The organism is Streptococcus macacae NCTC 11558 (assembly GCF_000187995.2).
GTDB classification, from domain to species: domain Bacteria; phylum Bacillota; class Bacilli; order Lactobacillales; family Streptococcaceae; genus Streptococcus; species Streptococcus macacae.
This window is the reverse complement of the sequence record NZ_AEUW02000001.1, coordinates 277,601-302,717: the sequence shown is the minus strand read 5'-3', so window position 1 is coordinate 302,717 and position 25,117 is coordinate 277,601. Positions and strand designations below refer to the sequence as shown.

23 protein-coding genes and 1 riboswitch are annotated in these 25,117 nt (G+C 37.1%); of the genes, 10 read left to right on the top strand and 13 right to left on the bottom strand.

Features of this window, described 5'->3' with window-relative positions; genetic code table 11:
- Positions 1-13: 13 nt before the first annotated feature.
- Positions 14-1,109 (bottom strand): peptide chain release factor 2 gene (gene prfB / locus STRMA_RS01530; RefSeq protein ID WP_115277002.1). Its coding sequence is split into 2 segments (ribosomal slippage): positions 14-1,036 and positions 1,038-1,109, totalling 1,095 coding nucleotides; the frame shifts between segments, so codons are not numbered across the junction.
- Between the two features lie 48 nt (positions 1,110-1,157).
- Complete coding sequence (gene queG, locus STRMA_RS01525; RefSeq protein ID WP_003080081.1) at positions 1,158-2,282, bottom strand: tRNA epoxyqueuosine(34) reductase QueG; 1,125 nt, start codon at positions 2,280-2,282, stop codon at positions 1,158-1,160.
- 92 nt (positions 2,283-2,374) lie between these two features.
- On the opposite strand from queG, the gene STRMA_RS01520 reads away from it, so the two are divergent.
- Entirely contained in the window at positions 2,375-3,232 is an 858-nt protein-coding gene (locus STRMA_RS01520) for a metallophosphoesterase (RefSeq protein ID WP_003078877.1), read from the top strand.
- Between the two features lie 65 nt (positions 3,233-3,297).
- Here STRMA_RS01520 and STRMA_RS01515 read toward each other — a convergent pair whose 3' ends face one another.
- From STRMA_RS01515 to STRMA_RS01500, 4 genes are all read right to left on the bottom strand, one after another.
- Complete coding sequence (locus tag STRMA_RS01515) at positions 3,298-4,026, bottom strand: glycerophosphodiester phosphodiesterase (RefSeq protein ID WP_003081246.1); 729 nt, start codon at positions 4,024-4,026, stop codon at positions 3,298-3,300.
- A 209-nt stretch (positions 4,027-4,235) separates the two neighbouring features.
- Complete coding sequence (locus STRMA_RS01510; RefSeq protein ID WP_003079197.1) at positions 4,236-6,920, bottom strand: cation-translocating P-type ATPase; 2,685 nt, start codon at positions 6,918-6,920, stop codon at positions 4,236-4,238.
- 261 nt (positions 6,921-7,181) lie between these two features.
- Positions 7,182-7,568, bottom strand: a complete 387-nt coding sequence (locus STRMA_RS01505) for a YwiB family protein (protein WP_003082449.1) — start codon at positions 7,566-7,568, stop codon at positions 7,182-7,184.
- Positions 7,569-7,612: 44 nt separating this feature from the next.
- Positions 7,613-8,491, bottom strand: a complete 879-nt coding sequence (locus STRMA_RS01500; protein WP_003080054.1) for a sulfite exporter TauE/SafE family protein — start codon at positions 8,489-8,491, stop codon at positions 7,613-7,615.
- Positions 8,492-8,597: 106 nt separating this feature from the next.
- Here STRMA_RS01500 and STRMA_RS01495 point away from each other — a divergent pair, with 106 nt between their 5' ends.
- The 4 genes from STRMA_RS01495 to STRMA_RS01480 all read left to right on the top strand — a co-directional run bounded on the left by STRMA_RS01495 (position 8,598) and on the right by STRMA_RS01480 (position 13,276).
- Positions 8,598-9,911: an HD domain-containing protein gene (locus tag STRMA_RS01495; RefSeq protein ID WP_003080894.1), complete on the top strand. Its 1,314-nt coding sequence runs from the start codon at positions 8,598-8,600 to the stop codon at positions 9,909-9,911.
- A 109-nt stretch (positions 9,912-10,020) separates the two neighbouring features.
- On the top strand, positions 10,021-10,830 hold the full coding sequence (yidA, locus tag STRMA_RS01490) for a sugar-phosphatase (RefSeq protein ID WP_003078510.1): 810 nt from the start codon (positions 10,021-10,023) through the stop codon (positions 10,828-10,830).
- A complete protein-coding gene (locus STRMA_RS01485; RefSeq protein WP_003080967.1) occupies positions 10,830-12,044 on the top strand; it encodes an aminoacyltransferase in 1,215 nt (404 codons plus the stop codon). Before yidA ends, STRMA_RS01485 begins: the two co-directional genes overlap by 1 nt.
- Positions 12,044-13,276: an aminoacyltransferase gene (locus STRMA_RS01480; RefSeq protein WP_003078672.1), complete on the top strand. Its 1,233-nt coding sequence runs from the start codon at positions 12,044-12,046 to the stop codon at positions 13,274-13,276. The genes STRMA_RS01485 and STRMA_RS01480 overlap by 1 nt, the downstream gene beginning before the upstream one ends.
- Positions 13,277-13,350: 74 nt before the next feature.
- Here the strand turns inward: STRMA_RS01480 and STRMA_RS09990 are convergent, their stop codons facing one another.
- The 7 genes from STRMA_RS09990 to STRMA_RS01450 all read right to left on the bottom strand — a co-directional run bounded on the left by STRMA_RS09990 (position 13,351) and on the right by STRMA_RS01450 (position 21,811).
- Complete coding sequence (locus tag STRMA_RS09990; protein WP_003081789.1) at positions 13,351-13,476, bottom strand: hypothetical protein; 126 nt, start codon at positions 13,474-13,476, stop codon at positions 13,351-13,353.
- A 382-nt stretch (positions 13,477-13,858) separates the two neighbouring features.
- The gene (gene tpiA / locus STRMA_RS01475) at positions 13,859-14,617 is read right to left on the bottom strand and encodes a triose-phosphate isomerase (protein WP_003082061.1); all 759 of its coding nucleotides are present in this window, start codon (positions 14,615-14,617) and stop codon (positions 13,859-13,861) included.
- A gap of 254 nt (positions 14,618-14,871) precedes the next feature.
- Positions 14,872-16,068, bottom strand: a complete 1,197-nt coding sequence (gene tuf / locus STRMA_RS01470; RefSeq protein WP_003079810.1) for an elongation factor Tu — start codon at positions 16,066-16,068, stop codon at positions 14,872-14,874.
- Positions 16,069-16,286: 218 nt separating this feature from the next.
- Positions 16,287-17,558: a cell division peptidoglycan polymerase FtsW gene (gene ftsW, locus STRMA_RS01465; RefSeq protein ID WP_003079157.1), complete on the bottom strand. Its 1,272-nt coding sequence runs from the start codon at positions 17,556-17,558 to the stop codon at positions 16,287-16,289.
- Between the two features lie 323 nt (positions 17,559-17,881).
- The gene (ppc, locus tag STRMA_RS01460; RefSeq protein WP_040841715.1) at positions 17,882-20,614 is read right to left on the bottom strand and encodes a phosphoenolpyruvate carboxylase; all 2,733 of its coding nucleotides are present in this window, start codon (positions 20,612-20,614) and stop codon (positions 17,882-17,884) included.
- 296 nt (positions 20,615-20,910) lie between these two features.
- Positions 20,911-21,297, bottom strand: a complete 387-nt coding sequence (locus STRMA_RS01455) for a DUF4430 domain-containing protein (protein ID WP_003078492.1) — start codon at positions 21,295-21,297, stop codon at positions 20,911-20,913.
- Complete coding sequence (locus STRMA_RS01450) at positions 21,281-21,811, bottom strand: ECF transporter S component (protein WP_003080970.1); 531 nt, start codon at positions 21,809-21,811, stop codon at positions 21,281-21,283. Before STRMA_RS01450 ends, STRMA_RS01455 begins: the two co-directional genes overlap by 17 nt.
- A 99-nt stretch (positions 21,812-21,910) precedes the next feature.
- On the opposite strand from STRMA_RS01450, the gene STRMA_RS01445 reads away from it, so the two are divergent.
- The 5 genes from STRMA_RS01445 (at position 21,911) to STRMA_RS01425 (ending at position 25,063) form a co-directional block, all read left to right on the top strand.
- Positions 21,911-22,756 (top strand): glycoside hydrolase family 25 protein, encoded by an 846-nt coding sequence (locus STRMA_RS01445; RefSeq protein ID WP_003079722.1) that lies wholly within the window; start codon positions 21,911-21,913, stop codon positions 22,754-22,756.
- A 91-nt stretch (positions 22,757-22,847) separates the two neighbouring features.
- A riboswitch (TPP riboswitch) is annotated at positions 22,848-22,946 on the top strand.
- Positions 22,947-22,996: 50 nt separating this feature from the next.
- Positions 22,997-23,566, top strand: coding sequence for an energy-coupled thiamine transporter ThiT (thiT, locus tag STRMA_RS01440; protein ID WP_003082151.1), 570 nt, complete (start codon positions 22,997-22,999; stop codon positions 23,564-23,566).
- A gap of 186 nt (positions 23,567-23,752) precedes the next feature.
- Positions 23,753-24,229 carry an aminoacyl-tRNA deacylase gene (locus STRMA_RS01435; RefSeq protein ID WP_003081808.1) on the top strand — a complete coding sequence of 159 codons (477 nt, stop codon included), beginning with the start codon at positions 23,753-23,755 and terminating at the stop codon, positions 24,227-24,229.
- Complete coding sequence (locus tag STRMA_RS01430; RefSeq protein WP_003080416.1) at positions 24,230-24,412, top strand: YccF domain-containing protein; 183 nt, start codon at positions 24,230-24,232, stop codon at positions 24,410-24,412.
- 6 nt (positions 24,413-24,418) lie between these two features.
- Entirely contained in the window at positions 24,419-25,063 is a 645-nt protein-coding gene (locus STRMA_RS01425; protein WP_003082285.1) for a histidine phosphatase family protein, read from the top strand.
- Positions 25,064-25,117 lie beyond the last annotated feature (54 nt).

Genomic DNA, 25,117 nt, shown 5'->3' with positions numbered 1-25,117 from the left:
TTTCCTCTCATTATTATTCCATCCGCCATTTCAAGAAGGCGTCAATAAAACCGTCTAAATCACCATCCATCACCTTATCAACCTGAGCAACTTCATAGTTGGTTCTATGGTCTTTAACCATAGTATAAGGTGTAAAAACATAAGAACGGATTTGGCTGCCCCAGGTAATTTCTTTTTTATCACCCTTTAAAGCATCCACTTCTTGAGCCTTCTTTTCTTCTTCCATTTGGTAAAGTTTTGCCTGAAGCATCTTCATGGCACGATCGCGGTTTCCATACTGTGTACGATCAACGGTTGATGCCACTACAATACCTGTCGGTGTATGCGTTAAACGCACTCCTGTTGATACTTTATTAACATTTTGTCCCCCTGCTCCGCCAGAGCGAAAGGTATCCATTTTGATATCTTCATCTCTGATATCTACTTCTATTGTTTCATCAAGCTCTGGCATCACTTCAACAGAAGCAAAAGAAGTGTGGCGGCGCTTTGCCGAATCAAAAGGAGAAATCCTTACCAAGCGATGGACACCCATTTCTGATTTTAAAAGACCATAAGCATTTGGCCCTTCAAAAGACAAAGTGACAGATTTAATACCTGCTTCATCCCCTGCTTGATAATCTAATACCTCAACCTTGAAACCTTGATTGTTCCCAAAACGTGTATACATGCGTAAAAGCATATCTCCCCAGTCCTGAGCTTCTGTTCCGCCGGATCCTGGATGAATCTCTAAGATAGCGTTGTTATGGTCATAAGGTTCTGATAACAGCAAGGTCATTTCATAACTGGCCATCATTTTACCAAGCTTTTCCAGATTTTCCTCAAGCTCTCCCTGCAGGCTCTCATCTTCTTCTAGCATCTCTTGCAGAAGTTCTGTTTCATCTGATAATTCCTGCATATTATTAAATGTTTCATATTTAAGCTTGAGTTCATTTAATTCCTGCGAAGTCTTTTGGGCTGCAACATTATCGTTCCAAAAATCTGGTTCTGTCATTTGATTTTCTAAAAGGGCAATCTCTTCTTCTAGATGATCTAAGTCAAAGAGACCTCCGGAAGCTAGTCAACTTCTCTTGATTTTCTACTATTTTTTGGCGAATTTCTGCCATATCCATAATCTCTACCTCATTTTTCAGTATCTTTTTTATTCTAACATAGTTCCATCAAAATTGCCATCTATTGAGCAAGTCATCTCGTTCTTTCATGATATCTTTATTATCTGAATTGATGCTTAAAATAAAGTCATATAATCCTTCTGTTGGTTTCTTGACAATTTCTCCTAAAGCCCAAATAGCTGTAGCTGCATGAATAGCATTTTGTTCTTTTTCAATAATTTCTAATAATTTGACAATCGCTGTCCTATCATGTGCATTGGCTAAGGCGATAATGGCATTGCGCTGCAAAATATTTTTCCCCCGCCAAGAACCTGCAATCTTACCAAATCTTTTCTTAAACTGACTGTTAGACAAATCTAAAAAAGGAATCAGCTCTGGCTCTGCCAATTCAGGATCAATTTCACTGGCTAAGGGATTATGGATACCTTTATTGTAAGGACAGCAGATTTGACAGATATCACAGCCATAAATAACTGTTTTAATTTTTTTTCTGAATTCAAGCTCCATCATGCCTTTATCTTGTGTTTGAAAAGACAGGCAGCGCCTTGCATTCATAGTCCCATCACCTATCAGACAGGAAGTCGGACAGGCTTCAAGACATCGATTGCAATCTCCGCAGTCATAATCTACCGGCTGATCAGGCTCAATTTCAAGATTAGTAATCAATTCACCTAAGTACATATAAGAACCAAATTCTTTGGAGATAAGCAAACCATTTTTTCCAATAAAGCCAAGTCCTGCTCTTTGGGCAACAGCTGTATCAACCAAGGCTCCGGTATCTACCATAGCTTTATGCTCCAAAGAAAAGTCTTGGCATAATTCTTCAATACCTTGAGCTAAGCGCTGCAGTTTATCTTTAAGGACATAATGATAGTCCAATCCCCAAGAATTTGGCGTTATTTTCCCACGCCTGTATTGCGTTTTTGGAGGTTTACTTGGAAGCTTATGAGGATAGGCAACAGCAATTGAAATAATAGTTTTAGCACTTTTCAAAGATAATTTAGGCTTAATACGTTCCTCAATATTTTTGTGTTCAAAGCCTGAAGAACGCCCTTCTTCTACAGAAGCACGGAGTGATTTTTCCAAATAAGCAAAATCATCAGCTGTCGTGAAACCGATTTTTGAAATACCAATACTTTTGGCTAGTGCTTTGATTTCTCTCTTGATATCCATACTGTTATTTTAAAGCAAATCATGAAAGACTGCAAGAAAGTAAAAATAGTTTGCAAGGAGATCTTCTTCAAAAAACGTGATAGAATAAAGATATGACTAAATTAGCAATTATGAGCGATCTTCACATTGATTTAAATCATTTTGGATTTTTTGAAAAACAAACACTTAAGCAAGTCTTAAGAAATCAAAATGTCAGCCATCTCCATCTGGCAGGCGATATTTCAAATCATTTTTATACAGATAGCCTTCCTTTTATTCAAGAACTTCAAAAAGAATGCCAAGTTACTTATAATCTTGGCAATCATGACATGTTAGATCTGCAAGAAAAAGAGATCCAAGATTTGGATTTTCACCTTCATTCAATAGGTAAAAAACAGTTGTTAGCTTTTCATGGCTGGTATGACTATTCTTTTTCCAATCAAAACAAAAGCGATATTAGCAAATTAAAACAAACTTTTTGGTTTGACAGACGTCTGAAACGACAAAAAAATGACCTTCAAACGACAGAAAATAGTTTAACTCGCTTGGACAAAACACTAACTTCTCTGGACAGCAATCATTTAATTGTGGCGATGCATTTTGTACCACATTATAATTTCATCATGACACATGAGCGTTTTAAACCATTCAATGCCTTTTTAGGCAGTCAAAAATTCCATGAACTTTTTAAAAAACATAAGGTCAAAGACGTTGTTTTTGGACATGCTCACCGTTCATACGGCACTACCATTATAGACGGCATCAGCTACCACTCACGTCCCTTAGGCTATCTTAGAGAATGGAATTTAACAATAGATTTTGTCAGCCAAAATCCCCAGTACAATCCAAGCAAAAGCTGGAATCTCAGCAAACGCTACAATGCCGTAAAAGATTTAAGCGTTTATCAAAATTATAAAAAACAAAATCTAGCTAAAGAATTCTATCATGCCATGACTTTATTTGACCTTTGATAAAAATGTCTCTTTAAGCGGCCTCCTGATAGCAGTTTTTTGTGCAGTAAACAGGAAAAGCACCTTCACTCTTTTGATAACAAATTTTTCAGTTTAACAGCTTCTTCTGGCTTATCAGTTATAATACCGCTTGCGCAGTCTGATAAAAGTTTCTGCAGGGAGGCTTCTTCATTAACTGCCCAAAATCTCAGCTCTTTTGACCAAACAGCCTTTCGCTTAAAAACAGCAGAGTGCTTTAAATGAATACTCTTAACAAATTTAAGACGTTGAGCCCAGCATAAAAGGAAAAACTGATCTTTTATAATATAAGCCAAATCAGCTTTAGGATCATGCTTTTTCATTAAATATAAACTCCAAATATTAAAACTTGAGTATAGATAAGAAAAATGCAGCTTTTTACTTTGCATAAGTTGAGCTATTTGTTTTTCAATTTTAGGATAAGGATATTTGTTGGTTTTTAACTCAATATTTAAACGGCCTCTAAAACCTTTTTCTTCTAAGTAATCTAAAACTTCTTCTAAAGTGGGAATCTTTTCACGAAAATAATGAGGGTGAAACCAAGAACCGGCATCAAGTTCTTTAATTTCCTGCAATGTTAATTTTCTTACCAAACCACTGCCATTAGTGGTTCGATCAACCCTTTCATCATGAATCACAATCAAATGATTGTCTTTTGTACGATGAACATCAATTTCAATACCATCACTTCCTACTCGAATGGCTTCTGCAAAAGCTGCTAAAGTATTCTCCGGCCGGTTGATCTTACTGCCTCTATGAGCAAAAATTTCTGTCATTTATCGCTTTCTAAATTTATAAGAAGAAAAGGGCTGGGAGTGTGACTCCCAGTCCTTTTGGTGATTTTTGCTAAACAAAAGGTAGGATAAGCAAATAGTTTAAAACACTGATTCTAAGCAAAGAGGTCTCCAAGCTTAGTTAGACTGGTACATTCCAAATCTAAGTCCTGCTGTTTTTCCCTATTAATATCCTAATTTTTCTTTTCTGCCTAAATGGCTTTTTTATCTTGCCCAGTTACACGCTGAAACCATTTAATGATTTCAACCAGAACCAGCATGGATAGACTGCCTAGAATAACAACAGACCACTGCGACAGGCTAAGTTGTGATACATGGAAGAATCGGTTAAAACCAGGTACGACAATTGTGACCATTAAAATAAGGAAAGCTAAAGGAATAGCCCAGTTAAATAATTTATTACGGAAAAGGCCAACTTTAAAAACAGACTGATAAACTGATTTAACATTGTAAGCATGAACCAGCTGAATCAGTCCAAGCGTTGCAAAAGCCATTGTTAAGGCATCTTCATGCACCAAACGATTCTCTGCATGTTCTGGGAATAAAAGTGCCCAGCCATAAACACCTAATACAAGAAGGGTTTGGAGGATACCTTGATAAATAATAGCTCCCATAACACCGCCTGAGAAGAAGCTGGACTTGCGGCCACGCGGCTTATGCGTCATAACACCAGGTTCGGCAGGTTCCACACCAAGAGCAATAGCTGGCAGAGTATCTGTTACTAAGTTGATCCACAAAAGATGGACTGGCTGCAGCACATCCCAACCAAAGAGAGTAGCAAAGAAGATAGTGAAAACTTCTGCCATATTAGCTGAAAGCAGATATTGAATCGATTTTTGTATGTTTGAAAAAACTTTGCGTCCTTCCTCAACAGCTACGATAATAGTTGCAAAATTATCATCTGATAAAATCATATCAGAAGCTCCTTTAGAAACTTCAGTCCCTGTAATTCCCATACCAATTCCGATATCAGCTGTTTTAAGAGAAGGAGCATCATTAACACCATCACCTGTCATAGCAACGATCTTACCTTCATTTTGCCAAGCTTTAACAATACGGACTTTATGTTCTGGCGAAACACGCGCATAAACAGAATACTGTTTGAAAACCTTTTGAAATTCTTCATCCGATAATTCATTGAGCTCTGCACCTGTAAATACATGATCCTCTGAATCATCGGGGTCAATGATACCAAGGCGTTTTGCAATTGCTTCAGCTGTATCTTGATGATCACCTGTAATCATAATAGGACGGATACCAGCTTCTTTTGCAACTTGAACAGCTTCAGCTGCCTCTGGGCGTTCTGGATCAATCATACCAACAAGGCCAGCAAAAATTAAATCATTTTCAACAGTATCGCTTTCTAGCGCAGGAAACTGTGATTCGTATTTATAAGCCATCATCAAAACACGCAGAGCTTGTTTAGCCAGTGTTTTATTTATTGAGAGAATATTCTTTTTATCTTCATCTGTGATTGGGCGGACAGTGCCTTTTTCTTCAATTCGTGTAATACGTTTTAATAATTGATCTGGTGCACCTTTAACAGCAACAAGATAGTTATTGTCTGCTAATTGGTGCAGCGTTGACATTAACTTACGATCTGAATCAAAAGGCAGCTCAGCAACTCGCGGCTCTTTTTTAAGCTGATCAGGCAGATCAAAATGATGGTCAAAACCATATTGCACCAGTGCTGTTTCTGTTGGATCTCCAATTAGTTTTCCACTGGCATCTACCTTTGTATCATTGGCAAAGGTCATGATTTTAAGCGCCATATTGTTAGTGTCAATGTCGTCATCCACCTCTGCCAGCTGGCCATCAAAATAGATCTTTTCAACAGTCATCTGATTCATGGTCAGTGTACCAGTCTTATCTGAAGCTATAATTTCTGTAGAACCAAGCGTTTCAACTGCTGGCAGCTTACGGACAATTGACTTACGTTTTGCAAGCGTTTGGGTCCCTAAAGAAAGTACAACAGTAACAATTGCAGGCAGTCCTTCTGGGATAGCAGCAACTGCTAGAGCAACTGCTGTCATCAAGCCTCTAAGCGGATCTTCATGACGGACAAAAACACCAACCACAAAAGTTATCGCAGCAATGGCAACAACCAAATAAGTCAAGACTTTAGATAACTGATTGAGATTCTCTTTTAATGGGGTGTCTGTTTCGTCTGCATTAGCAAGCATACCTGCAATATGTCCTACTTCTGTATACATACCAGTATTGGTCACAACTCCCATACCACGGCCATAAGTCACGTTTGAATTTTGGTAGGCCATATTCAAACGATCACCAATACTTGCATCTACTGAAAGCGCAACTGTTAAATCTTTTTCAACTGGAACAGATTCTCCAGTTAAGGCTGCTTCTTCAATTTTAAGTGAGGCTGCCTCTAATAAGCGCATATCTGCTGGAACCACATCACCAGCTTCTAACAAGACAATATCTCCAGGTACTAATTCCTTAGCATCAAGTTCTGTGACATGGCCATCTCTTCGTACACGCGCCAGCGGACTTGACATTGATTTCAGCGCTTCAATAGCTGCTTCTGCTTGTCCTTCTTGATAAACCCCAAAGGCTGCATTTAAGATAACTACAACAAGAATAATAATAGCATCAGTTAAGCCGCTCATCCCTTCAGTAATCACTGAAAGGGCAGCAGCAATGAGCAAAATAATAATCATTAAATCTTTGAACTGATCAATGAACTTGGCCAGTAAAGATCTTTTCTTGCCTTCTTCTAATTCGTTGTAGCCATAACTTTTTAAACGCTCCTTAGCATCAGCAGTGCTTAAGCCTTCTTGAGACGTTTCTAACCGAGATAAAATCTCCTCCTTATTTTGTACATAAAAAGCATCTTTTAACTGTTCTTTGGACACTTTGTTTCTCCTTCTTATTTTGGCCTTTATTAAAAATGAAAAAGACCTGCTTATTGGCTAAACAAGTCTCGCTATTTAATATGCTGCCGGAAAACAATTTCGGATTGACGACAGCATCACGGTTAAACCGCTAGCTACTCCCTTGATTGTTTTCCATTATATCATAAAATACAAACCATTTCGACAGGTAAAATATAAAGCTCTTTCATCAGCTTACTCACTAGGAAAATTAGTTTTTTACCTTTTGCTAAATGAAGGCCGCTAGCCCCAAGAAATCCTAAGCTGATAATCAGCAAAATGAGAATCCTCATTTAAAGCCAATAATTGGTAATGCAGCTCTAAAATCTTCTTTTTCTGATCAAAAAGATAATACCTTGTCAATGATCTGAAACGCTGAAGACCCAATGGCGTTGCCAACTGCAATTCTGCCTCAGCATTTTTTATAAAACGCATCATTGATTTTGGTTTGGAAAAGCGAGTCATCAGCAGTTCATTTTCATTACATTTAATAATAACTTTTTCTTTTTCCTCATTCTCAAAAATAAAATAATGCGTTCCTTTTTTGACGACGATCTCAACAGGATAGCTTTGTTCTAGGACTTCTGTCTGATCGTCTACTTTAATGATATTTCGCATTTGAATGTTCATTTTTCACGTCTTTTCTATCATTTTACAAATTTGTTTTCGATTTCTTATCGTTTGATAAGAGACGACCTTAACAGCATTCCCCCAGTGAAGATCGCTATAAAAACAACTAAAATTTTAAGATTATTAATATTCAAATGGCTGAGGAAAAAAGCCGCTGTTAAAACGCCTAAACTACCGCCGACAATGATTCCAAAAGTCCCAGGCCAATTCACACGATCTGATTTGATAAATGCCATTGAACTGGCCGTTAAGATCATAGCAGCATCTAGCATCATAACAGGCAAGGCAATAGCAGGATTAATTCCCATCAAGGAAAAAAAGATTAACTCAAGAGCATAATTTCCCAATCCCATTGTCATCAAAAGTCCGACTACAAAGTCAAAAACAATCCCTACCAAAAGCCAGATTCCTTTTAAACCGCGAACAGTCAAAGAAAGATTTTCTCCTGGATTTGTCAGCATCCGATAAACCATGACAAAAGCTGCAATAATCAAAAGAACTCCTAAAACAAGCTGAACCTGACGCGTGTTCCAATTTTTAGTAAGCCGTGCTCCAACAAATGCTCCTGTAAATGAAGCAAGAGCCATACAGACTAAAGTTGCAATATCCACTCTGACGATTGTAACAAAACAAAGTGCCTCTACTAAAACAGGAATCACATGAGCCGTTGATAGAGTAGGCGGTATTTGGCGGTCATCTTCAACTAATTTTGTAGCTTTAAAAAGAGTAGTCGTCGTGGCAAAAGTCCCAATTCCCAAAGTATCTAGTAAATCAGTAACATAGCCAATCCAAAAACCCGCATAAAATTTTTCTTTTAACGAAATATGATTTTTTTTGGCATGCCAAAGAATAGTTCCTAAAATCCAGATAATGAGTCCCAGTAAAAGAATTTGTATTGCATGCAGTATGATATCGTTTGTCATTAGTTCATTATAATGCAATTTTTAAAATCCGTAAATAAAAAATTATTTTTTATCTTAAAGACAATAGAAAATAAATTTTTTAAATAGATTTTGTTATAATGAAAGTATGATTGAAAAAGTATTTCGCGATCCTGTTCATAATTATATTCCCGTTGATGATGAACTCATCTATAAACTCATTAATACTAAAGAATTTCAGCGATTGCGCCGTATCAAACAGCTAGGCTCATCCAGTTTTACTTTTCATGGAGCAGAACACAGCCGCTTTTCCCATTGTCTTGGTGTTTATTATCTCGCTAGACGTGTTACTGCTATTTTTGATAAAAAATATGCAGATATTTGGGATAGCAGTGAGTCCTTACTAACTATGGTTGCAGCTCTTTTGCACGATATTGGCCACGGAGCCTATTCACATAGTTTTGAAAGATTATTTGATACAGATCATGAAGCTGTTACGCAAGATATTATTTTAAATGCTGAAACAGAAGTTAATCATGTTTTGAGTCAATTTTCACCTGACTTTCCCGAAAAAGTAGCCAGCGTTATTAATCACACTTATTCCAATAAACAGGTTGAACAATTAATATCCAGTCAAATTGATGTCGACCGAATGGACTATCTTCTTCGTGATTCTTACTTTACTGGTGCCAGTTATGGCAGATTTGATTTAAGCCGTATTTTACGTGTTATACGTCCTCTTGATAATGGAATTGCTTTTTCAATAGATGGGATGCATGCCGTTGAAGATTATATTATCAGCCGCTATCAAATGTATATGCAAGTCTACTTCCACCCAGCCAGCCGTGCTATGGAAGTCCTGTTGCAGAATCTGCTAAAACGTGCAAAATATCTTTATCCCAAAGAAAAAGAATTTTTTGCAATTACATCTCCTCATTTAATTCCCTTCCTTGAAAATAAAGTTACCCTAGAAGACTATCTCAGTCTGGACGACGGAGTCATGAATACCTATTTCCAGTCTTGGATGCAAAGTACGGATAAAATCCTCTCTGATCTAGCCAGCCGTTTTATTAACCGTAAGGTTTTTAAGTCTGTGACCTTTGACGAAGGCAGTTCATCTGAACTTAAAGATATGAGAGAACTTATTTATGCTCTTGGCTTTGATCCAGAATATTATACTGCTGTTCACTTAAACTTTGATCTGCCCTATGATGTTTACAAACCTGATGTTAAAAATCCACGAACACAAATTGAAATGCTTCAGGAGGATGGCCAGATTGCCGAATTATCCACACTTTCAGCGCTGGTTCATACCCTATCAGGAACCATTCACGGTGACAGGCGCTTTTATTTCCCCAAAGAAATGTTAATTCAAGATGATCTTTTTATTGATATCAAAGAAAAATTTGCCTGCCATATAAAGAACAGGCAGCTGCACAAGACACAAATCCAAGATAAGTAAACCGCTTATCTTTTTTAGCTGAATCAGCTAAGATGGCATGACAAATACAGCTATTTTTAGTAAGATAGTCTTGTAATATTTTGTAAATCAAAAACTAAGGAAGTATATTATGTCAATCAAACTAGTTGCTGTCGATATTGATGGCACACTGCTGAACCATAAACGCGAAATAACTCCAGAAGTTTACTCTGCTGTTCAAGAGGCTAAAAAAGCCGGTGTTAAAATTGTTATCGCAACGGGACGTCCCATTGCTGGAGTGGCTCCTTTATTAGAAGAACTCAAGCTCCAAGATAAAGAAGATTATGTGATCACCTTCAATGGTGCTCTGGTTCAAGACACAGCAACCGGAGAAGATCTTGTCAAAGAAGTCTTATCTTACAATGATTATCTAAACATTGAACTGCTCAGCCGAAAACTAGGCCTTCATATGCATGCCATCACTAAAGAAGGTATTTATACAGCTAATAGAAATATTGGCAAATATACCATCCATGAAGCCTCACTGGTTAATATGCCTGTTTACTATCGCACTCCCGAAGAAATGGTAAACAAAGAAATCGTGAAAATCATGATGGTTGATGAGCCTGAACTTTTAGATGCCGCTATTGCTAAACTTCCCTCCGAACTCTATGAGCACTATACCGTTGTTAAATCAAGACCTTTTTATTTAGAAATCATGAATAAAAAAGCCAGCAAAGGCACAGCGGTCACTCACTTAGCTGAAAAATTAGGCTTGCATCCAGAAGAAACAATGGCTATCGGAGATGAAGAAAATGACCGCACTATGCTGGAAGCAGTTGGAAATCCAGTTGTTATGGAAAACGGTATTCCCCAGCTTAAAAAGATAGCAAAATATATCACTAAATCTAATGATGAAAGCGGCGTCGCATATGCAATCAGAGAGTGGGTATTAGATTAATGTATACATATAAAGTCGGTATTTCTCAAGAAGAACATGACCATTTTATCAAAAATAGCAGCCAAACCAATCTGCTGCAAAGCAGTTCTTGGGCAAAGGTTAAAAATGAATGGGGAAATGAGCGAATTGGTTTTTACCAAGATGGTCAGCTGGTGGCTTCTGCTTCTATTTTAATCAGATCCCTGCCACTTGGCATGACAATGTTCTACATTCCAAGAGGCCCAGTTATGGACTATCAAAATAAAGACTTGGTCAACTTCGTACTAAGCTCCTTAAAAAAAATAGCAAAAAGAAAGCGAGCCTTGTTCATTAAGTTCGATCCTTTTATTTTGTTAAATCATCATCAAATTGATAAGGAAGCTATTGATAATCCGCAAGCACAGGATATTATTAATAATTTAAAGAATTTGGGCTGTGAATGGCTTGGGCAAACAACTGATATGGGAGAAAATATTCAGCCGCGTTTTCAAGCCAATATTTATGCTGATGGCTTTACAGAAGAAAATCTCTCCAAAAAAATTCGCCAATCTATCCGAACAGCTAAAAATAAGGGTGTTATGATCCAGTTTGGTGATGATGACTTGCTAGAAGATTTCGCCTTTTTGATGAAAAAAACAGAAGATCGCAAAAGTATTCACCTCAGAGGAATAGATTATTATAGAAAACTTTTAGACAGCTACCCCAAGCAATCTTTCATTACTTTGGCTAGCCTCAACCTAGCAGAAAGGCTTGCTGAACTGGAAAAGCAAAAGGAAAAAGCTCAAAATAATCTTGCCAAATTTGGCGATAATGTTAAACCAAGTAAAATCGATAATACCAAAAAGGAAATCGAGCGCCTCAGTGATGAAATTGCCTTTCTTCAAGAGCATTTATCTCAGGGCAATGAAATCGTCCCTCTCTCAGGAACATTATCTCTCGAATTCGGCGGAACATCTGAAAATATCTATGCAGGTATGGATGAAGAATTTCGTCGATATCAAGCAGCCATCTATACTTGGTTTGAAACAGCCCGCCATGCTTTTGACAGAGGAAACATCTGGCAAAACATGGGAGGGGTTGAAAACGATCTCTCTGGCGGACTCTATCATTTCAAGTCAAAATTCAAACCAGAAATTGAAGAATTTATCGGGGAATTTAATCTTCCTGTCAGCCCATTGTACCATTTAGCTAATATTGCCTATACGATACGCAAAAAACGAAGGAGTAAACATTAATGCCTTTAAAAAGCATTTCAAAAAAGGACTTCGAATCTCATATTCAAACTGCCCAACAAAAATCATTTATGCAAAGCTTAGAAATGGCTGATTTACTATCTAAACGAGGATTTGATATTGACTATATCGCTTGGGTGGAAGATGGAGATATCGAAATCTCTGCCATATTATACAGTACAAGTATGACCGGCGGACGCTATTTTGAGATTAACTGCGGCCCAGTCATTACCCAGCCAGATCACCTAACAGATTTCTATAGCGGCTTAAAAGGCTATATCAAAGAAAGAAAAGCTTTAGAACTCGTTATTAAGCCATATGATACTTATCAGACATTTGATACAAACGGTCAAGCTGTCAGTTCTGAAAACAAAGAACTAATCACACAGTTGACTGATTTAAACTATCATTTTGATGGTTTACAAACTGATTATCCTGGCGGAGAACCTGATTGGCATTATGTAAAAAATCTTGCGAAACTGACTGAAAATGATCTGCTTAAGTCATTTAGCAAAAAAGGAAAACCTTTGGTCAAAAAAGCTAAAACCTTCGGCACAAAGATCCGCAAACTTAACCGTGATGAGCTCCATCTGTTCAAAGAAATTACTACTGCTACGTCCGACCGGAGGGAATATACAGATAAAAGTCTTGACTATTATCAAGACTTTTATGACAGCTTTGGCGATAGAGCCGAATTTATGCTAGCCAGCTTAAATTTTCAAAATTACCGTAACCACTTAAAATCCAGTCAGGATAAACTTCAGTCAAAAATAGAAAAACTTCAGTCAGACTTAGAAAAAATCCCTCATTCTGAGAAAAAACAAAATCAGCTTCGTGAATTAACCAGCCAGTTCAATACTTTTACAGAACGCCTAAAAGAGGCAGCAGAGCTCATTGAAAAATATGGTGATAAAGATATTATTTTAGCTGCTAGTTTATTCATCTACACACCCCAAGAAGCCGTTTACCTATTCTCTGGCTCCTATCCTGAATTCAACAAGTTTTATGCTCCGGCTCTCCTGCAAGAACATGTGATGCTGGAAGCTATTAAACGAGACATTCCTTTTTATAATCTGCTCGGTATCACAGGACATTTTGACGGTTCAGACGGTGTACTGCGTTTCAAACAAAATTTCAATGGCTATATTGTCCGTAAGATGGGAACTTTCCACTACTATCCAAAACCATTGAAATATAGATTTTTAAATACGATCAAAAAAATACTAAGACGCTAGTTCTATTTCCCATGAACAGTACGGCCCTGGTCTTCAGCCTAAAAGCAGCGTTTTTACTAAATTATCCCTGAAAGTTAGACAAAAAAATCAGCTCCATAATATCTGTCATAGATGAATTCATCTATGACAGATATTATGGAGCTTTTTAACATTTTCTCTTCTGCAGCTGGTAAAGATCTTCTTTTAAGATCTTTACTCATTTTAGAATCCCCTAACAAAAGGAACTTGGGACTATTTTAGGTTCCAGACTCCTTTTGTCTAGCAGCAGTATAAGAAGAAAGCTGCTGGGGATAAAACTGGCTGCTTAGGCCAGCCCTAGTCTTACCCCTGAACCGTTTCATTGGTTGCTTTAGCATATCAGTGTTGATTGCTATCTTCATTTTTTGATTTTTAGGTTAGAGTTTTCAACAGTGCAGTAGACTGTTGGTACTAACAAACAAGGCCAACTTTTGTTGGCCTCAATTCTAATCATCTGCGAAGAGGTGAGACAGATTATAAAATCAATTTTTGCTAAATCTTGATTGAGTCCCACTCTCTTTTAATATTATAATGAACTTCCTGACTTTCGCCGAATGGTTTAATTTATTTAACAAAGTCAAGAAGGGCAAGGAAACTGTCTGCTTGAAGTGAAGCACCGCCAACAAGAGCACCATCAACATCAGGACAAGCCATATAAGATGCCACATTTTCAGGCTTAACTGATCCACCGTATTGTACACGAACTTTGTCAGCTACTGCTTGACCAAAGTCAGCTGCTACAACATCACGAACAACTTTACACATTTTTTGTGCATCATCTTGACTAGCTGATTTACCAGTACCAATAGCCCAAATGGGTTCATAAGCAATAACAAGTGAAGAGACTTGTTCTTCAGACAATCCTGCAAGAGCTGCTGATACTTGTCCACCGACGAATTCTGCTGCTTTACCTGCTTCGTAAGTTTCAAGGGTTTCACCACAACAGATAATTGGAAGCATGCCATTTTCAAAGATTGCTTTGGCTTTTTTGTTAATGTCGTCATCAGTTTCATGGAAGTATTCACGACGTTCTGAGTGGCCGATAACAACGTAATCTGTTCCCATTTCAGCCAACACTTTAGGGCTGTTTTCACCAGTAAAAGCACCAGCATTTTCAAAATAGCAGTTTTCTGCAGCAACCTTAAGGTTAGAACCCTTAGCAGCTGCAAGAATAGTTGATAAGTCAAGTGCTGGAGCAGCAATACCTGCTTCAACAAGTTCTGATGATGGCAATTTAGAAGCAACTGCTTCAACAAATGCTTTTGCTTCTTCTGGATTTTTGTTCATTTTCCAGTTACCAGCGATAAATGGTTTACGTGACATTTCACATACCTCTTCTCTTTTTATTTACTTTCTTATTTTATCACATTTCTCAAGCGATTAAAAGCTCAAGTCCATTTCTTCAATATATTTTATAAAGTCAGCCGTAATCACGAAACGTTTTCAACTTATTTAAAGAAGATTCGAAACAGCCATAGCTTTTGATTCGTACTAAACTAAACAAAAAAGAGCCCCTTACGAGACTCTTTATCAATTAAGCTGTCTGACTTAAATTGTTATCTGGGAACTTAGTACTATTAAGCTTCGATTTCTGTAACGATACCTGAACCAACAGTACGGCCACCTTCACGAATAGAGAAAGTTGTACCTTGTTCAACAGCGATTGGGTGGATCAGTTCAACATCAATCGTAACATTATCACCAGGCATAACCATTTCAGTACCTGCTGGCAAATCAATTGAACCAGTTACATCAGTTGTACGGAAGTAGAACTGTGGACGGTAGTTGTTAAAGAATGGAGTATGACGTCCACCTTCTTCTTTAGTAAGAATATAAACTTCACCTTTGAATTTAGTATGTGGATGAATTGATCCTGGTTTAGCAAGAACTTGACCGCGTTCAATTTCATCACGTTGGATACCACGAAGAAGGACACCGACGTTATCACCAGCAAGACCTTCGTCAAGCTGTTTACGGAACATTTCAACACCAGTAACAACTGCTTTTTGAATATCGTCACGAATACCAACGATTTCAACTTCATCATTAACCTTAACAGTACCACGGTCAATACGTCCTGAAGCAACAGTACCACGTCCAGTAATAGAGAAAACATCTTCGACTGGAAGAAGCAATGGCTTGTCAGTATCACGTTGTGGTTCTGGGATGTAATCATCTACAGTATCCAACAATTCCATGATAATATCTTCGTACTTAGTATCACCTTCAAGAGCTTTAAGTGCTGAACCTTGGATAACTGGAAGTTCATCGCCTGGGAAATCATATTCTGTAAGAAGATCACGGATTTCCATTTCAACCAATTCAAGCAATTCTTCATCATCAACTAAGTCAACTTTATTCATGAAAACAATAAGGTTTTTAACACCTACTTGGCGTGAAAGAAGGATATGTTCACGCGTTTGAGGCATTGGACCGTCAGTTGAAGCTACTACAAGAATAGCACCATCCATTTGAGCCGCACCAGTGATCATGTTTTTAACATAGTCCGCGTGTCCTGGTGCATCAATATGCGCATAGTGACGTTTTTCAGTTTCGTACTCAACGTGAGCAGTGTTGATTGTGATACCGCGTTCACGTTCTTCTGGAGCAGCATCAATTGAAGCGTAGTCTTTAGGCTGGTTAACAGCTGTTGGAAGACGGCGTGCAAGTACAGTTGTGATAGCTGCAGTTAAAGTAGTTTTACCATGGTCAACGTGTCCGATTGTACCAATGTTAACATGTGGTTTACTACGATCGTATTTTTCTTTTGCCATTTTAGGAAAAGCCTCCAATAAAATATATTTTATAGATAGACAGTAGGCATACAGTCTAACTTTACCTTACCATTTTAACAAATTATGCCAAAAATGCAAGTGTTTTATGTTTTTTTGCAAAACTTTCTTCATAAGAACTCGTCCTATTTGCTATAAAAAAACACCCTAATTATCAGGTTTATTACCTAACGTTTAGAGTGCAGCCGAAGATCGGTTTGTTATTCATAATATCTGCCATATTCCATATCTTCAACAAAAACATCATTAGGGTCTCTTTCAGCTTCTGCTACTTCTCTGTAAATCTCTTCACGTTTCTCATTAGCATCGATATTTAGCACAAATCCAATAGCAACTGAAAGAACCAGCAGACTATTTCCGCCTTGGGAAAGGAAGGGGAAGGTAACTCCTGTTGAAGGGATCAAACCTGATATTCCGCCAATATTAACAAATACCTGCATCAGCATCATCCCGCCAACTCCTAAGGCAATCATAGCATTAAAAGGGTTCTTAGCTTTGATGCCAACTAATAAGATTCTCAATATTAAAAAGAATACAAGGGCTAAAATCAAACTTGCTCCGATAAATCCAAGTTCTTCAATAACGATTGAAAAAACAAAATCTGTCTGAGCTTCTGGAAGGTAGCCGCGTTTTTCAATAGAATTTCCCAGTCCTCGGCCAAACCATCCTCCATTACTCATTGCATAATAGGAGTGCACAAGCTGATGTCCAGAATCCGTAACATCTTTAAAGGGATTAAAAAAGGCACTGAAACGCTTAGCCACATAACCAAATATAGGAATTTTGCTGACAGTTTTGACGCCAATGATACTAATGAGACCTAGAAACACGGTTGATATCGTAATTGTTAAAGTCAGCAATGCTGAAAACCAACGATAACCGACACCGCTGATAGAATACAAAACAATAGCCGTCATCACTATAATAGTCGCATTACCTAAATCAGGCTGAGCAGCAACCAAAAGAATCAATATCAGAGAATAAAAACGCCAATCCTTTAGGTCGCTCATTCGCTTAGGCCACCATTTACGTTTTGTTAAAGCTTGATAATCATAAATTTCTATAGATTGCTGCCGCCTCTCAAAGGTATAGGCCAAAAACCATACCATAATAATTTTGAGATATTCCGCAGGCTGAAAGCTAATGGGGCCCAAAACAATCCAGCCGTGGGCTCCATTCACTTCCCTTGCCCAAAAACGCGCAATAATGAGCAAAACAACTTCTACTAACATAACAACAGTTAAAACACTGCTATTTTTTAAAAAGTCTAATTTTAGCCGATAAATAAATAAAATAGCCAGCAAGCTAATGATCCAAAAAATTCCTTGGTTAATAACAGACCGAAAAGGATTTAAGCCAAGTTGAATCAAACTAGCACTAGTTGTAGAATAAACGATAATTAAACCTAGGACAGATAAAATTAAATAAGGCAACAATATTGAATAGTTCAGCAAATGCCGTTTATCAAGCATAATCTTTTTTCCTCAAATTATTTCTCACAATGTAACATTATTAGCATTATACCATCTTTTAAACTTAAAACAAAGAAAGAAAAAGATGGACATAGGAAAACTCCCCTTAAATGGTTAGTGAAGCTTTGCTTCTTCACTATCTGCTTTAAGAGGAGTATATCAAAAAGAAAGCTTATCTTTTAAATTTTCATGCCAATATGCAAAACACAAGAACACAGGGCTGCGATTCCCCTTACTTGATAATAAGGCATTTATTTACGATTGCGATCAAGCACTGCGTTTCTTTTGCAGATATGCACTGCAGCCGGTGATAGAGCTGATTTTTATCCTGAATTTCGAAGACCTGTAGCAACCCCATTAATTGTAATATGAATAAGAGTTTCAAGATTCTCAACCAGTTCTCCTTGGCGCTGACGTTTAATCAGCTCAATCTGAATGTAGTTAAGCACATTGAAATAAGGAAGACGGTAATCAAGGCTTTTTTTCAAATAGACATTATCCTCTAATAAATGGTCATGCTTTTCAATAGCTAAAATGACATTCTTCGTTAACTGCCATTCGTCTAAAATAGTATTAAAAACATCTCTAGTCTCTTGGTCTTGACACAATTTGGCATATTCAAAAGCAATATTCATATTAGATTTTGATAAAACCATATCAACATTTGACAGTAATGAGTGGAAGAAAGGCCACTCTTCATACATTTCCTGCAATTTAGCTAAATTGCTCTCATCTTGATCAATATAATGCTGGAAGGCCGAGCCAACACCATACCAGCCTGGGAGCATAATACGGTTTTGAGACCAGGAGAATACCCAAGGGATCGCTCGCAGACCGCTGATTTCAGTAATCGTTTTACGCGCAGCGGGACGAGAGCCGATATTGAGACTAGAAACTTCACGAATAGGACTAGCCGCAAAGAAATAATCATAGAAATGTTCATTGCCAAATACCAAATCACGATAAATATGATTACTATCTTCTACAATACCGTCCATGATCGTGCGATAGCCTGCTAAATTATCGGCATTAACAATGCGGCGTGTCACCATACGATCAAGCGTTGCTGCAACTAACATTTCAAGATTATAATAGGCTACATCTTTGTTTCCGTATTTATTACCAATAACTTCCCCTTGTTCGGTCAAACGGATACGATCCTTTATAGAGCCAAATGGCTGTGAAGTAATAGCTTCATAGGAAGGACCGCCGCCACGTCCTACGGTGCCGCCGCGTCCATGAAAGAAGGTAATTTTCACACCCTTATCAGCACCAATTTCGGTCAGTTCGTTTTGGGCCTTGTATAAAGTCCAGCCAGATGATAAATAGCCGCCGTCTTTATTAGAATCTGAATAACCTAGCATAATTTCCTGATAGTTATTATTAGCAGCAATCCATTTTTTAACAATATCATAATTAAGATACTGCTTCATAATTTCTCGAGAATTATCTAAATCTTCAATTGTTTCAAATAAAGGAACTATTTGAACACGCGCTTTTTCTGTATCAACCAGTCCGACTTCTTTGAGCATAATAGCCAATTCAAACATATCAGAGACACTTTCTGTATGTGAAATGATATGCTGCTTGATGACTTCTTCTCCTAATTTATCTTTCAGCAGTCTAGCGGTTTTAAAAATAGCTAGTTCTTTTTGCAGTACTTCAGATTTTTCGCGGTGAGTTGAGGAAAGCGTCCTAGGATCCTCAGTCAATTCTTTTAAAAGAACCTGAATCTTTTCGTTTTCTGATAAACTGCTGTAATCCTCTACAATATTAGCTGCCTGCAGAAGCTCAGCAACACAAGCCTCATGAACACTTGAATCTTGGCGCATATCAATAGAAGCAAGGAAAAAGCCAAAAATATCTGCAGCCTGAATAACTTCTGTTAAGTCTCCTGTAATAAGGGCTGAATCATTATGGTCTAACAGTGACTTTTCAATACATTGAAGATCTTTTTTAAATTCTTGAACAGACTGATAGGCTAAAAGCTGATTCTGTTCAGGCTCCATTTTTTCAGTTGTTTTAGTGAAATTACCAGTTTTAATATCTGCAAGTGTTTTTTGCAATCTGGATTGAATATAATGAAATGCCTTACGGTAAGGTTCTCTCTCTCGAAAGACAGAAACATCCGTTGAGAGAGCTGCTAACTTTTCTACATCTTTGTTAACCCTTGATAAACTATTGGAGAGGGAAAAAGTACGATAGAGATTAGCCACCTTATCAATATAATAATTTAAAATAACTTCACTTTGAACGAGAGCTGACACTTTCAAAGTATCAGCTGTAACAAATGGGTTACCATCACGGTCACCGCCAATCCACATCCCCATAGTAATCGGTTTTGCATTGTCCAAAGAAAAACCTTTTTGGGCTGCCAAATGTTTATACTGGGTAATCAGCTTAGTTACTGCTTTAATCAAAGAAGAGTTATAGTATTCCATGACATTGGTAATTTCATTGGTCACTTTCAGTTTCTTCTCACGAATAATATCAGTCTGCATAATGAGTTCAACATAACGGCGCAGATCAGCAAACCATTTTTGCTTATTGATAGAACCAGCTTTAACATCACGGTATTTACGCAAAAGTTCGTGAATGTGATTTGTCAAATCAAGCATCGTTTTGCGCTGTACTTGCGTTGGATGAGCCGTTAGGACAGGAACTACGTTAACATGTTCCAAGATTTCTTTGGCATTATCTTGTTCTGAAACAAGGTCAATCGTTGCTGACATCTTTCCTAAATAATCAATGTCATTATTGTTTTGGTAGTTAATCTCATAAGCAAGGTTTACATCTTCAGAGATATTGATCAGAAGAGGCAAAATTGAGAAATAACGCGAAACAACGATCATTTCCTCATTATCTAATTGTTCAATTTCATTTTCCAGTTCCTGATATTTCTCTTCACCTGACAGCTTTTTAAAGAACTCAATCTTATCAAAACCATCATCACCAATCATTTTTCGGGTGGCATCATCCAGTAATTGCGTCAGTATGCGCACTTCTTCACTGATTGCTGCTTCATCTTTTCTGTTTTCTAATTTATTAATTGACACAGAAATAGGCTCCTCTTCTTTATTGATACTTTCTATCATATCACTTTTGAAAAAAAAGTAAATCAATTTTCTGACAATTCTTATAGCAACTTGCAGGCAAATCAAAAGAGGTTAGAATAAATATCCAACCTCTTTAATATATTGAGAAAGTCCCTTACTGCAGCAGCTAATTGGTTAGTTACTTTTTATACAAATGATAAGTTTAAACAGTCTTGAAAACTATCTAAGATAAGCAGTTATATGATCTAGGTAAAAAGGTGAGGCAAGGCTGATGTTATAAAAGAAGAACTTTTGCCCTATCTTCCTTTTTTATAAGTTTCTTGATAGAATTCAATTTTATCACCTTTTTTCACTTTTATTTTTTCTGCAGTTTTTGGAGCTAGCTTATCGTTCACATTATACATCCAGTATTTTCCTGCTTTTTCATCTTGAGATAAACCATCAATTGATGTGATAAAACCATTTTTTTCCTTAACTTTATAATTAGATTTTAACACATCCATAACAGTGTCTCCTTCTTTAAAGGTTACTTTTTCATCTGTTTTACCATGGCCTGTTTTAACAATGAGTCTGACAGTCGCCTGTTTTGATGACGGTGATTTTTGAGCTGAGGTGTTATGTTGACAAGCTGCTAAACAAAGCAGCGAGAAAGTTAAACATAATAATTTAATGATTTTTTTCATTAGTCATTCTCCTTAAAATCGGCAATATAAGAGGATAAAAGCATACTGTGGATAAAGCATGAGCTATGTTAAAGCTTGCGCCCGCCATAACATAAGTCCACCACGGCATGCCATAAAGAAAAGCATAACAGGAATCAATCACTAGGCCGTAAACAATTCCTAATAAGCCTGCAAACAAGGATTGCCAAACAATCTCATTTATTTTAGCAAACTTTAGAAATTTTGTCAGTGGGTACAAAAGATATTTCCAAATAACCAAAATAACTGTAAAAGAAAAAATCTGCCAAATTACCCAAGGACCAAACATTAGTAAAAAGGAGGATACTAGCATAGTCAGAGACATAATGAGAATACTATCAGAAAGGCCATAAACAATCGCTGTAATTAAAAAAATAGCTGTAATAGGCTGTATATTAGGAAGACTAGAAAAAGCATAGCGAAGAGCGACACAAAGAGCTGATAAAATAGCGATTCGGCTGATTTTTTGGAGGGAGAGGTTAAAAGTACTTTTCATCCTTTCAGTCTAACCTAAACCCTATGACCTGTCAATGAAAGAAAACTCCTAAAATGCTATTTTTTGCTTTTTTGCTGACTTTACGCTACAATAGTAAAAATGAGAAGAAGAATTAAACCTGTTTTTGTTCTTGCTTTTTTTAGTTTGTTTATTATGATTTTAATTTTTGGAAACCGCCATATAGAAAATGCCCGACAAAGGGAATGGAGCACAGCTAAAAAGGCTATTCCTGAAACTAAACAAACTCCTAAAGGACAAAAAACGAATTCCGATAAAGACAGTTTTACTCTTAATCCAATCATAGACGTTTCTGGCTGGCAGCTGCCTAGTGAGATCAATTATGATACGCTTTCTAAAAATATTTCAGGAGCTATTGTCAGGGTTCAGGGAGGTTCTGGGATTGCTAAAAAAAATAATGCTGCCCATAAATCTGGAATTGACAAATCGTTTAAAACTCATATTGAGGAATTTCAAAAACGCAATGTCCCTGTAGCTGTTTATGCTTATGTCCGAGGCTCTAATATTAAAGAAATGAAAGAAGAAGCCAGAACGTTTTATAAGAACGCTTCACCATATAATCCAACCTTCTACTGGCTTGATGTGGAGGAAAAGACCATGTCTAATATGGATAAGGGCATAAGAGCTTTTCGAGATGAACTCAAACGTCTTGGAGCTGATAATGTAGGAATTTATATTGGTACCTACTTTATGGAAGAACATAGTATCTCAACCAAAGGTTTCGATGCTATCTGGATTCCGACCTATGGAAGTGATTCAGGTTATTTTGAAGCTGTTCCGAAAACAAAACTAAATTATGAACTGCATCAGTATACCTCCCAAGGCCATATTGAAGGTTTTCATGGTGAATTTGACCTCAATCAAATTGCCGTTAACAAAGATACTAAAACGACTTATGAAAAATTATTTGGTTCAGCTAATAAATAGAGACTGAGACAGACAGCCATGATTGCTGTGCACTCTCAATAAATAACGTTGACAGCTACAGGCAATAGCCTTATAATAAACAATAAATAGATATTATCACAAGGAGTGCTAACCAGCTGAGATCGCTTTTGCGAAATCCTAGGGACCTGATCTAGTTAATACTAGCGTAGGAATGTGATGGGTAAGGTTAATCATAAACATCAACTAACACCTGAGAGCTCCTTGAAAAGGGGGCTTTTTATGTCTAAAAAATACGGTGTTCTAACAGAAGTTGCCATAACGGCTGCTCTATCAATGACTTTATCACTTGTGCCAGATTTCTTTAGTTGGTTTACGCCTTCTTTAGGAGCTCTTCCTTTAATCATCTTTGCATTGCGCAGAGGAATGAAATATGGCCTTCTTGCAGGACTGATTTGGGGTTTGCTGCATTTTCTAATGGCAAAAGTTTATTACCTTACATTCTCCCAAGTCTTTATTGAATACATTTTAGCCTTTTCCTCCATGGGACTTGCAGGGCTGAGCCATCGCTCTATACAAAAGGCCTTAAGACAAAATCAAAGATTTACAGCAGTCATTTGGGCTATTGGAGGTGCATTTACAGCGACAGCTGTTCGCTACTTCTTTCATTATCTTGCCGGCTTTATTTTTTGGGGGAGCTACGCTCCCAAAGGGATTTCCCCTTACTGGTATTCTTTTACTGTCAATGCTAGCGCCGGTTTAGCTACATTTCTTTTAGTTGCCATTGTTTTAGTTTTTCTCATTCCCAGCCAAGCTCATTTTTTTCTACTAGATAAAAAGGCTGCTTCTTAAGGAATGGGTAAATGACCAGTGACTAAAACTGCTGTCTTTCAATAACAATTTCTATCCAACTTTCTTTTCTTAAAAAGTATTTTGTTTGGTCCAAAACAAAAAAGAGGGTCTGTTTTAGACTATTATAATCATTTTCAAAATGGTATAATAGCATAAAAGGAAGTTTTTTATCCAAGGAAAGAGATAATGACCAAAAAAACGAAATTAAAGAAAACATTAGTTGATCAAATTTTAGACAAAGCAAAAATTGAACATGATTCTTTGGCGATTGATGCTTTTGCTGGAAAACTGCCAGATGGGGTGAGAGAAGAAGATATCTTTAAAACACTCGCACTTACAGGAGATAAGACAGGTCCTCTTATTGGCATTGTTCCCATTACAGAGCACCTTTCTGAAAAGAAACTAGCTAAAATTTCTGGCAATAAAAAGGTCAGCATGATTCCTCAAAAAGAACTTCAAAAAACAACAGGTTATGTCCATGGAGCTAATAATCCTATTGGAATAAGACAAAGGCATCATTTTCCTATTTTTATTGATAGCATCGCTTTAAAAAAAGGACAAATGATCGTTTCAGCTGGTGAGCTTGGACGCTCCATCCGTATAGATAGTCAAGAGTTAGCTGATTTTGTGGGTGCTCATTTTGCAGATATAATGGAGATATAAATGCGTTTATTGGGAAATATTATTTGGTTCTTATGCTCTGGAATCTGGGCTTTGATCAGCTGGACTGCAGTAGGCTTTATTCTTTGCCTGACAATCATTGGCATTCCTTTTGCGTTGCAGTCTGCTAAAATGGCCGGCAGCAGTCTCTTTCCTTTTGGTGTTGTTATTATGGAAGAGGTATAAATTAAAATGAAATTATATTTTGTAAGACATGGTAAAACGCAATGGAATTTAGAAGGCCGTTTTCAAGGTGCTAATGGTGATTCCCCGCTTTTAGAGACTTCTATTGCAGAACTTAAAGAACTGGGAAAATACCTTAAAGAGATCACATTTGACCAAATTTATTCTAGCGATTTACAAAGAGCAAAAACAACAGCTCAAATTCTTAATGATGCAAATGACCATCCAACAACTATTCATTATACAAAGGTCTTACGGGAATGGGATCTAGGCAATTTAGAAGGACAAAAAATTAGCCTTGTTTCAGCCATCTATCCTAAACAAATGAATGCTTTTCGCCATAATTTAGCTCAGTTTGATAATTCTATGTTTAATGCTGAATCTGTTTATTCTGTAACACAGCGTATTTCACAGTTTGTCAAAAACTTAAGAAATGAAAAAGCTCAAAATATCCTGCTGGTTGGACACGGTGCTGTATTAACAGCATCTATTCAATACTTACTTGGTTATAATCAAGCGCAATTGCGCCGAAAAGGCGGTTTGAATAATGCCAGTGTCACCATTTTAGAAACAAAAGATTTTGAGCACTTTGATCTTATCACTTGGAATGACACTTCTTATCAAGAAAAAATGATAGCACAAATAATGCTTTAATAAAAAAGAAAGTAGCCAATAAATGAATTTATGACTCATTTATTGGCTACTTTC

What these genes read in the sequence shown, in the direction of transcription:
- STRMA_RS01500 (WP_003080054.1), bottom strand. Translation starts at nt 8,491, where the DNA reads ATGACAAACGATATCATACTGCATGCAATACAAATTCTTTTACTGGGA.
- STRMA_RS01455 (WP_003078492.1), bottom strand. Translation starts at nt 21,297, where the DNA reads ATGAAAAAAATCATTAAATTATTATGTTTAACTTTCTCGCTGCTTTGT.
- thiT (WP_003082151.1), top strand. Translation starts at nt 22,997, where the DNA reads ATGTCTAAAAAATACGGTGTTCTAACAGAAGTTGCCATAACGGCTGCT.
- tpiA (WP_003082061.1), bottom strand. Translation starts at nt 14,617, where the DNA reads ATGTCACGTAAACCATTTATCGCTGGTAACTGGAAAATGAACAAAAAT.
- STRMA_RS01520 (WP_003078877.1), top strand. Translation starts at nt 2,375, where the DNA reads ATGACTAAATTAGCAATTATGAGCGATCTTCACATTGATTTAAATCAT.
- STRMA_RS01495 (WP_003080894.1), top strand. Translation starts at nt 8,598, where the DNA reads ATGATTGAAAAAGTATTTCGCGATCCTGTTCATAATTATATTCCCGTT.
- STRMA_RS01515 (WP_003081246.1), bottom strand. Translation starts at nt 4,026, where the DNA reads ATGACAGAAATTTTTGCTCATAGAGGCAGTAAGATCAACCGGCCGGAG.
- tuf (WP_003079810.1), bottom strand. Translation starts at nt 16,068, where the DNA reads ATGGCAAAAGAAAAATACGATCGTAGTAAACCACATGTTAACATTGGT.
- STRMA_RS01450 (WP_003080970.1), bottom strand. Translation starts at nt 21,811, where the DNA reads ATGAAAAGTACTTTTAACCTCTCCCTCCAAAAAATCAGCCGAATCGCT.
- STRMA_RS09990 (WP_003081789.1), bottom strand. Translation starts at nt 13,476, where the DNA reads ATGAGTAAAGATCTTAAAAGAAGATCTTTACCAGCTGCAGAAGAGAAA.
- STRMA_RS01480 (WP_003078672.1), top strand. Translation starts at nt 12,044, where the DNA reads ATGCCTTTAAAAAGCATTTCAAAAAAGGACTTCGAATCTCATATTCAA.
- queG (WP_003080081.1), bottom strand. Translation starts at nt 2,282, where the DNA reads ATGGATATCAAGAGAGAAATCAAAGCACTAGCCAAAAGTATTGGTATT.
- STRMA_RS01425 (WP_003082285.1), top strand. Translation starts at nt 24,419, where the DNA reads ATGAAATTATATTTTGTAAGACATGGTAAAACGCAATGGAATTTAGAA.
- STRMA_RS01505 (WP_003082449.1), bottom strand. Translation starts at nt 7,568, where the DNA reads ATGAACATTCAAATGCGAAATATCATTAAAGTAGACGATCAGACAGAA.
- STRMA_RS01445 (WP_003079722.1), top strand. Translation starts at nt 21,911, where the DNA reads ATGAGAAGAAGAATTAAACCTGTTTTTGTTCTTGCTTTTTTTAGTTTG.
- STRMA_RS01430 (WP_003080416.1), top strand. Translation starts at nt 24,230, where the DNA reads ATGCGTTTATTGGGAAATATTATTTGGTTCTTATGCTCTGGAATCTGG.
- STRMA_RS01485 (WP_003080967.1), top strand. Translation starts at nt 10,830, where the DNA reads ATGTATACATATAAAGTCGGTATTTCTCAAGAAGAACATGACCATTTT.
- STRMA_RS01435 (WP_003081808.1), top strand. Translation starts at nt 23,753, where the DNA reads ATGACCAAAAAAACGAAATTAAAGAAAACATTAGTTGATCAAATTTTA.
- yidA (WP_003078510.1), top strand. Translation starts at nt 10,021, where the DNA reads ATGTCAATCAAACTAGTTGCTGTCGATATTGATGGCACACTGCTGAAC.
- ftsW (WP_003079157.1), bottom strand. Translation starts at nt 17,558, where the DNA reads ATGCTTGATAAACGGCATTTGCTGAACTATTCAATATTGTTGCCTTAT.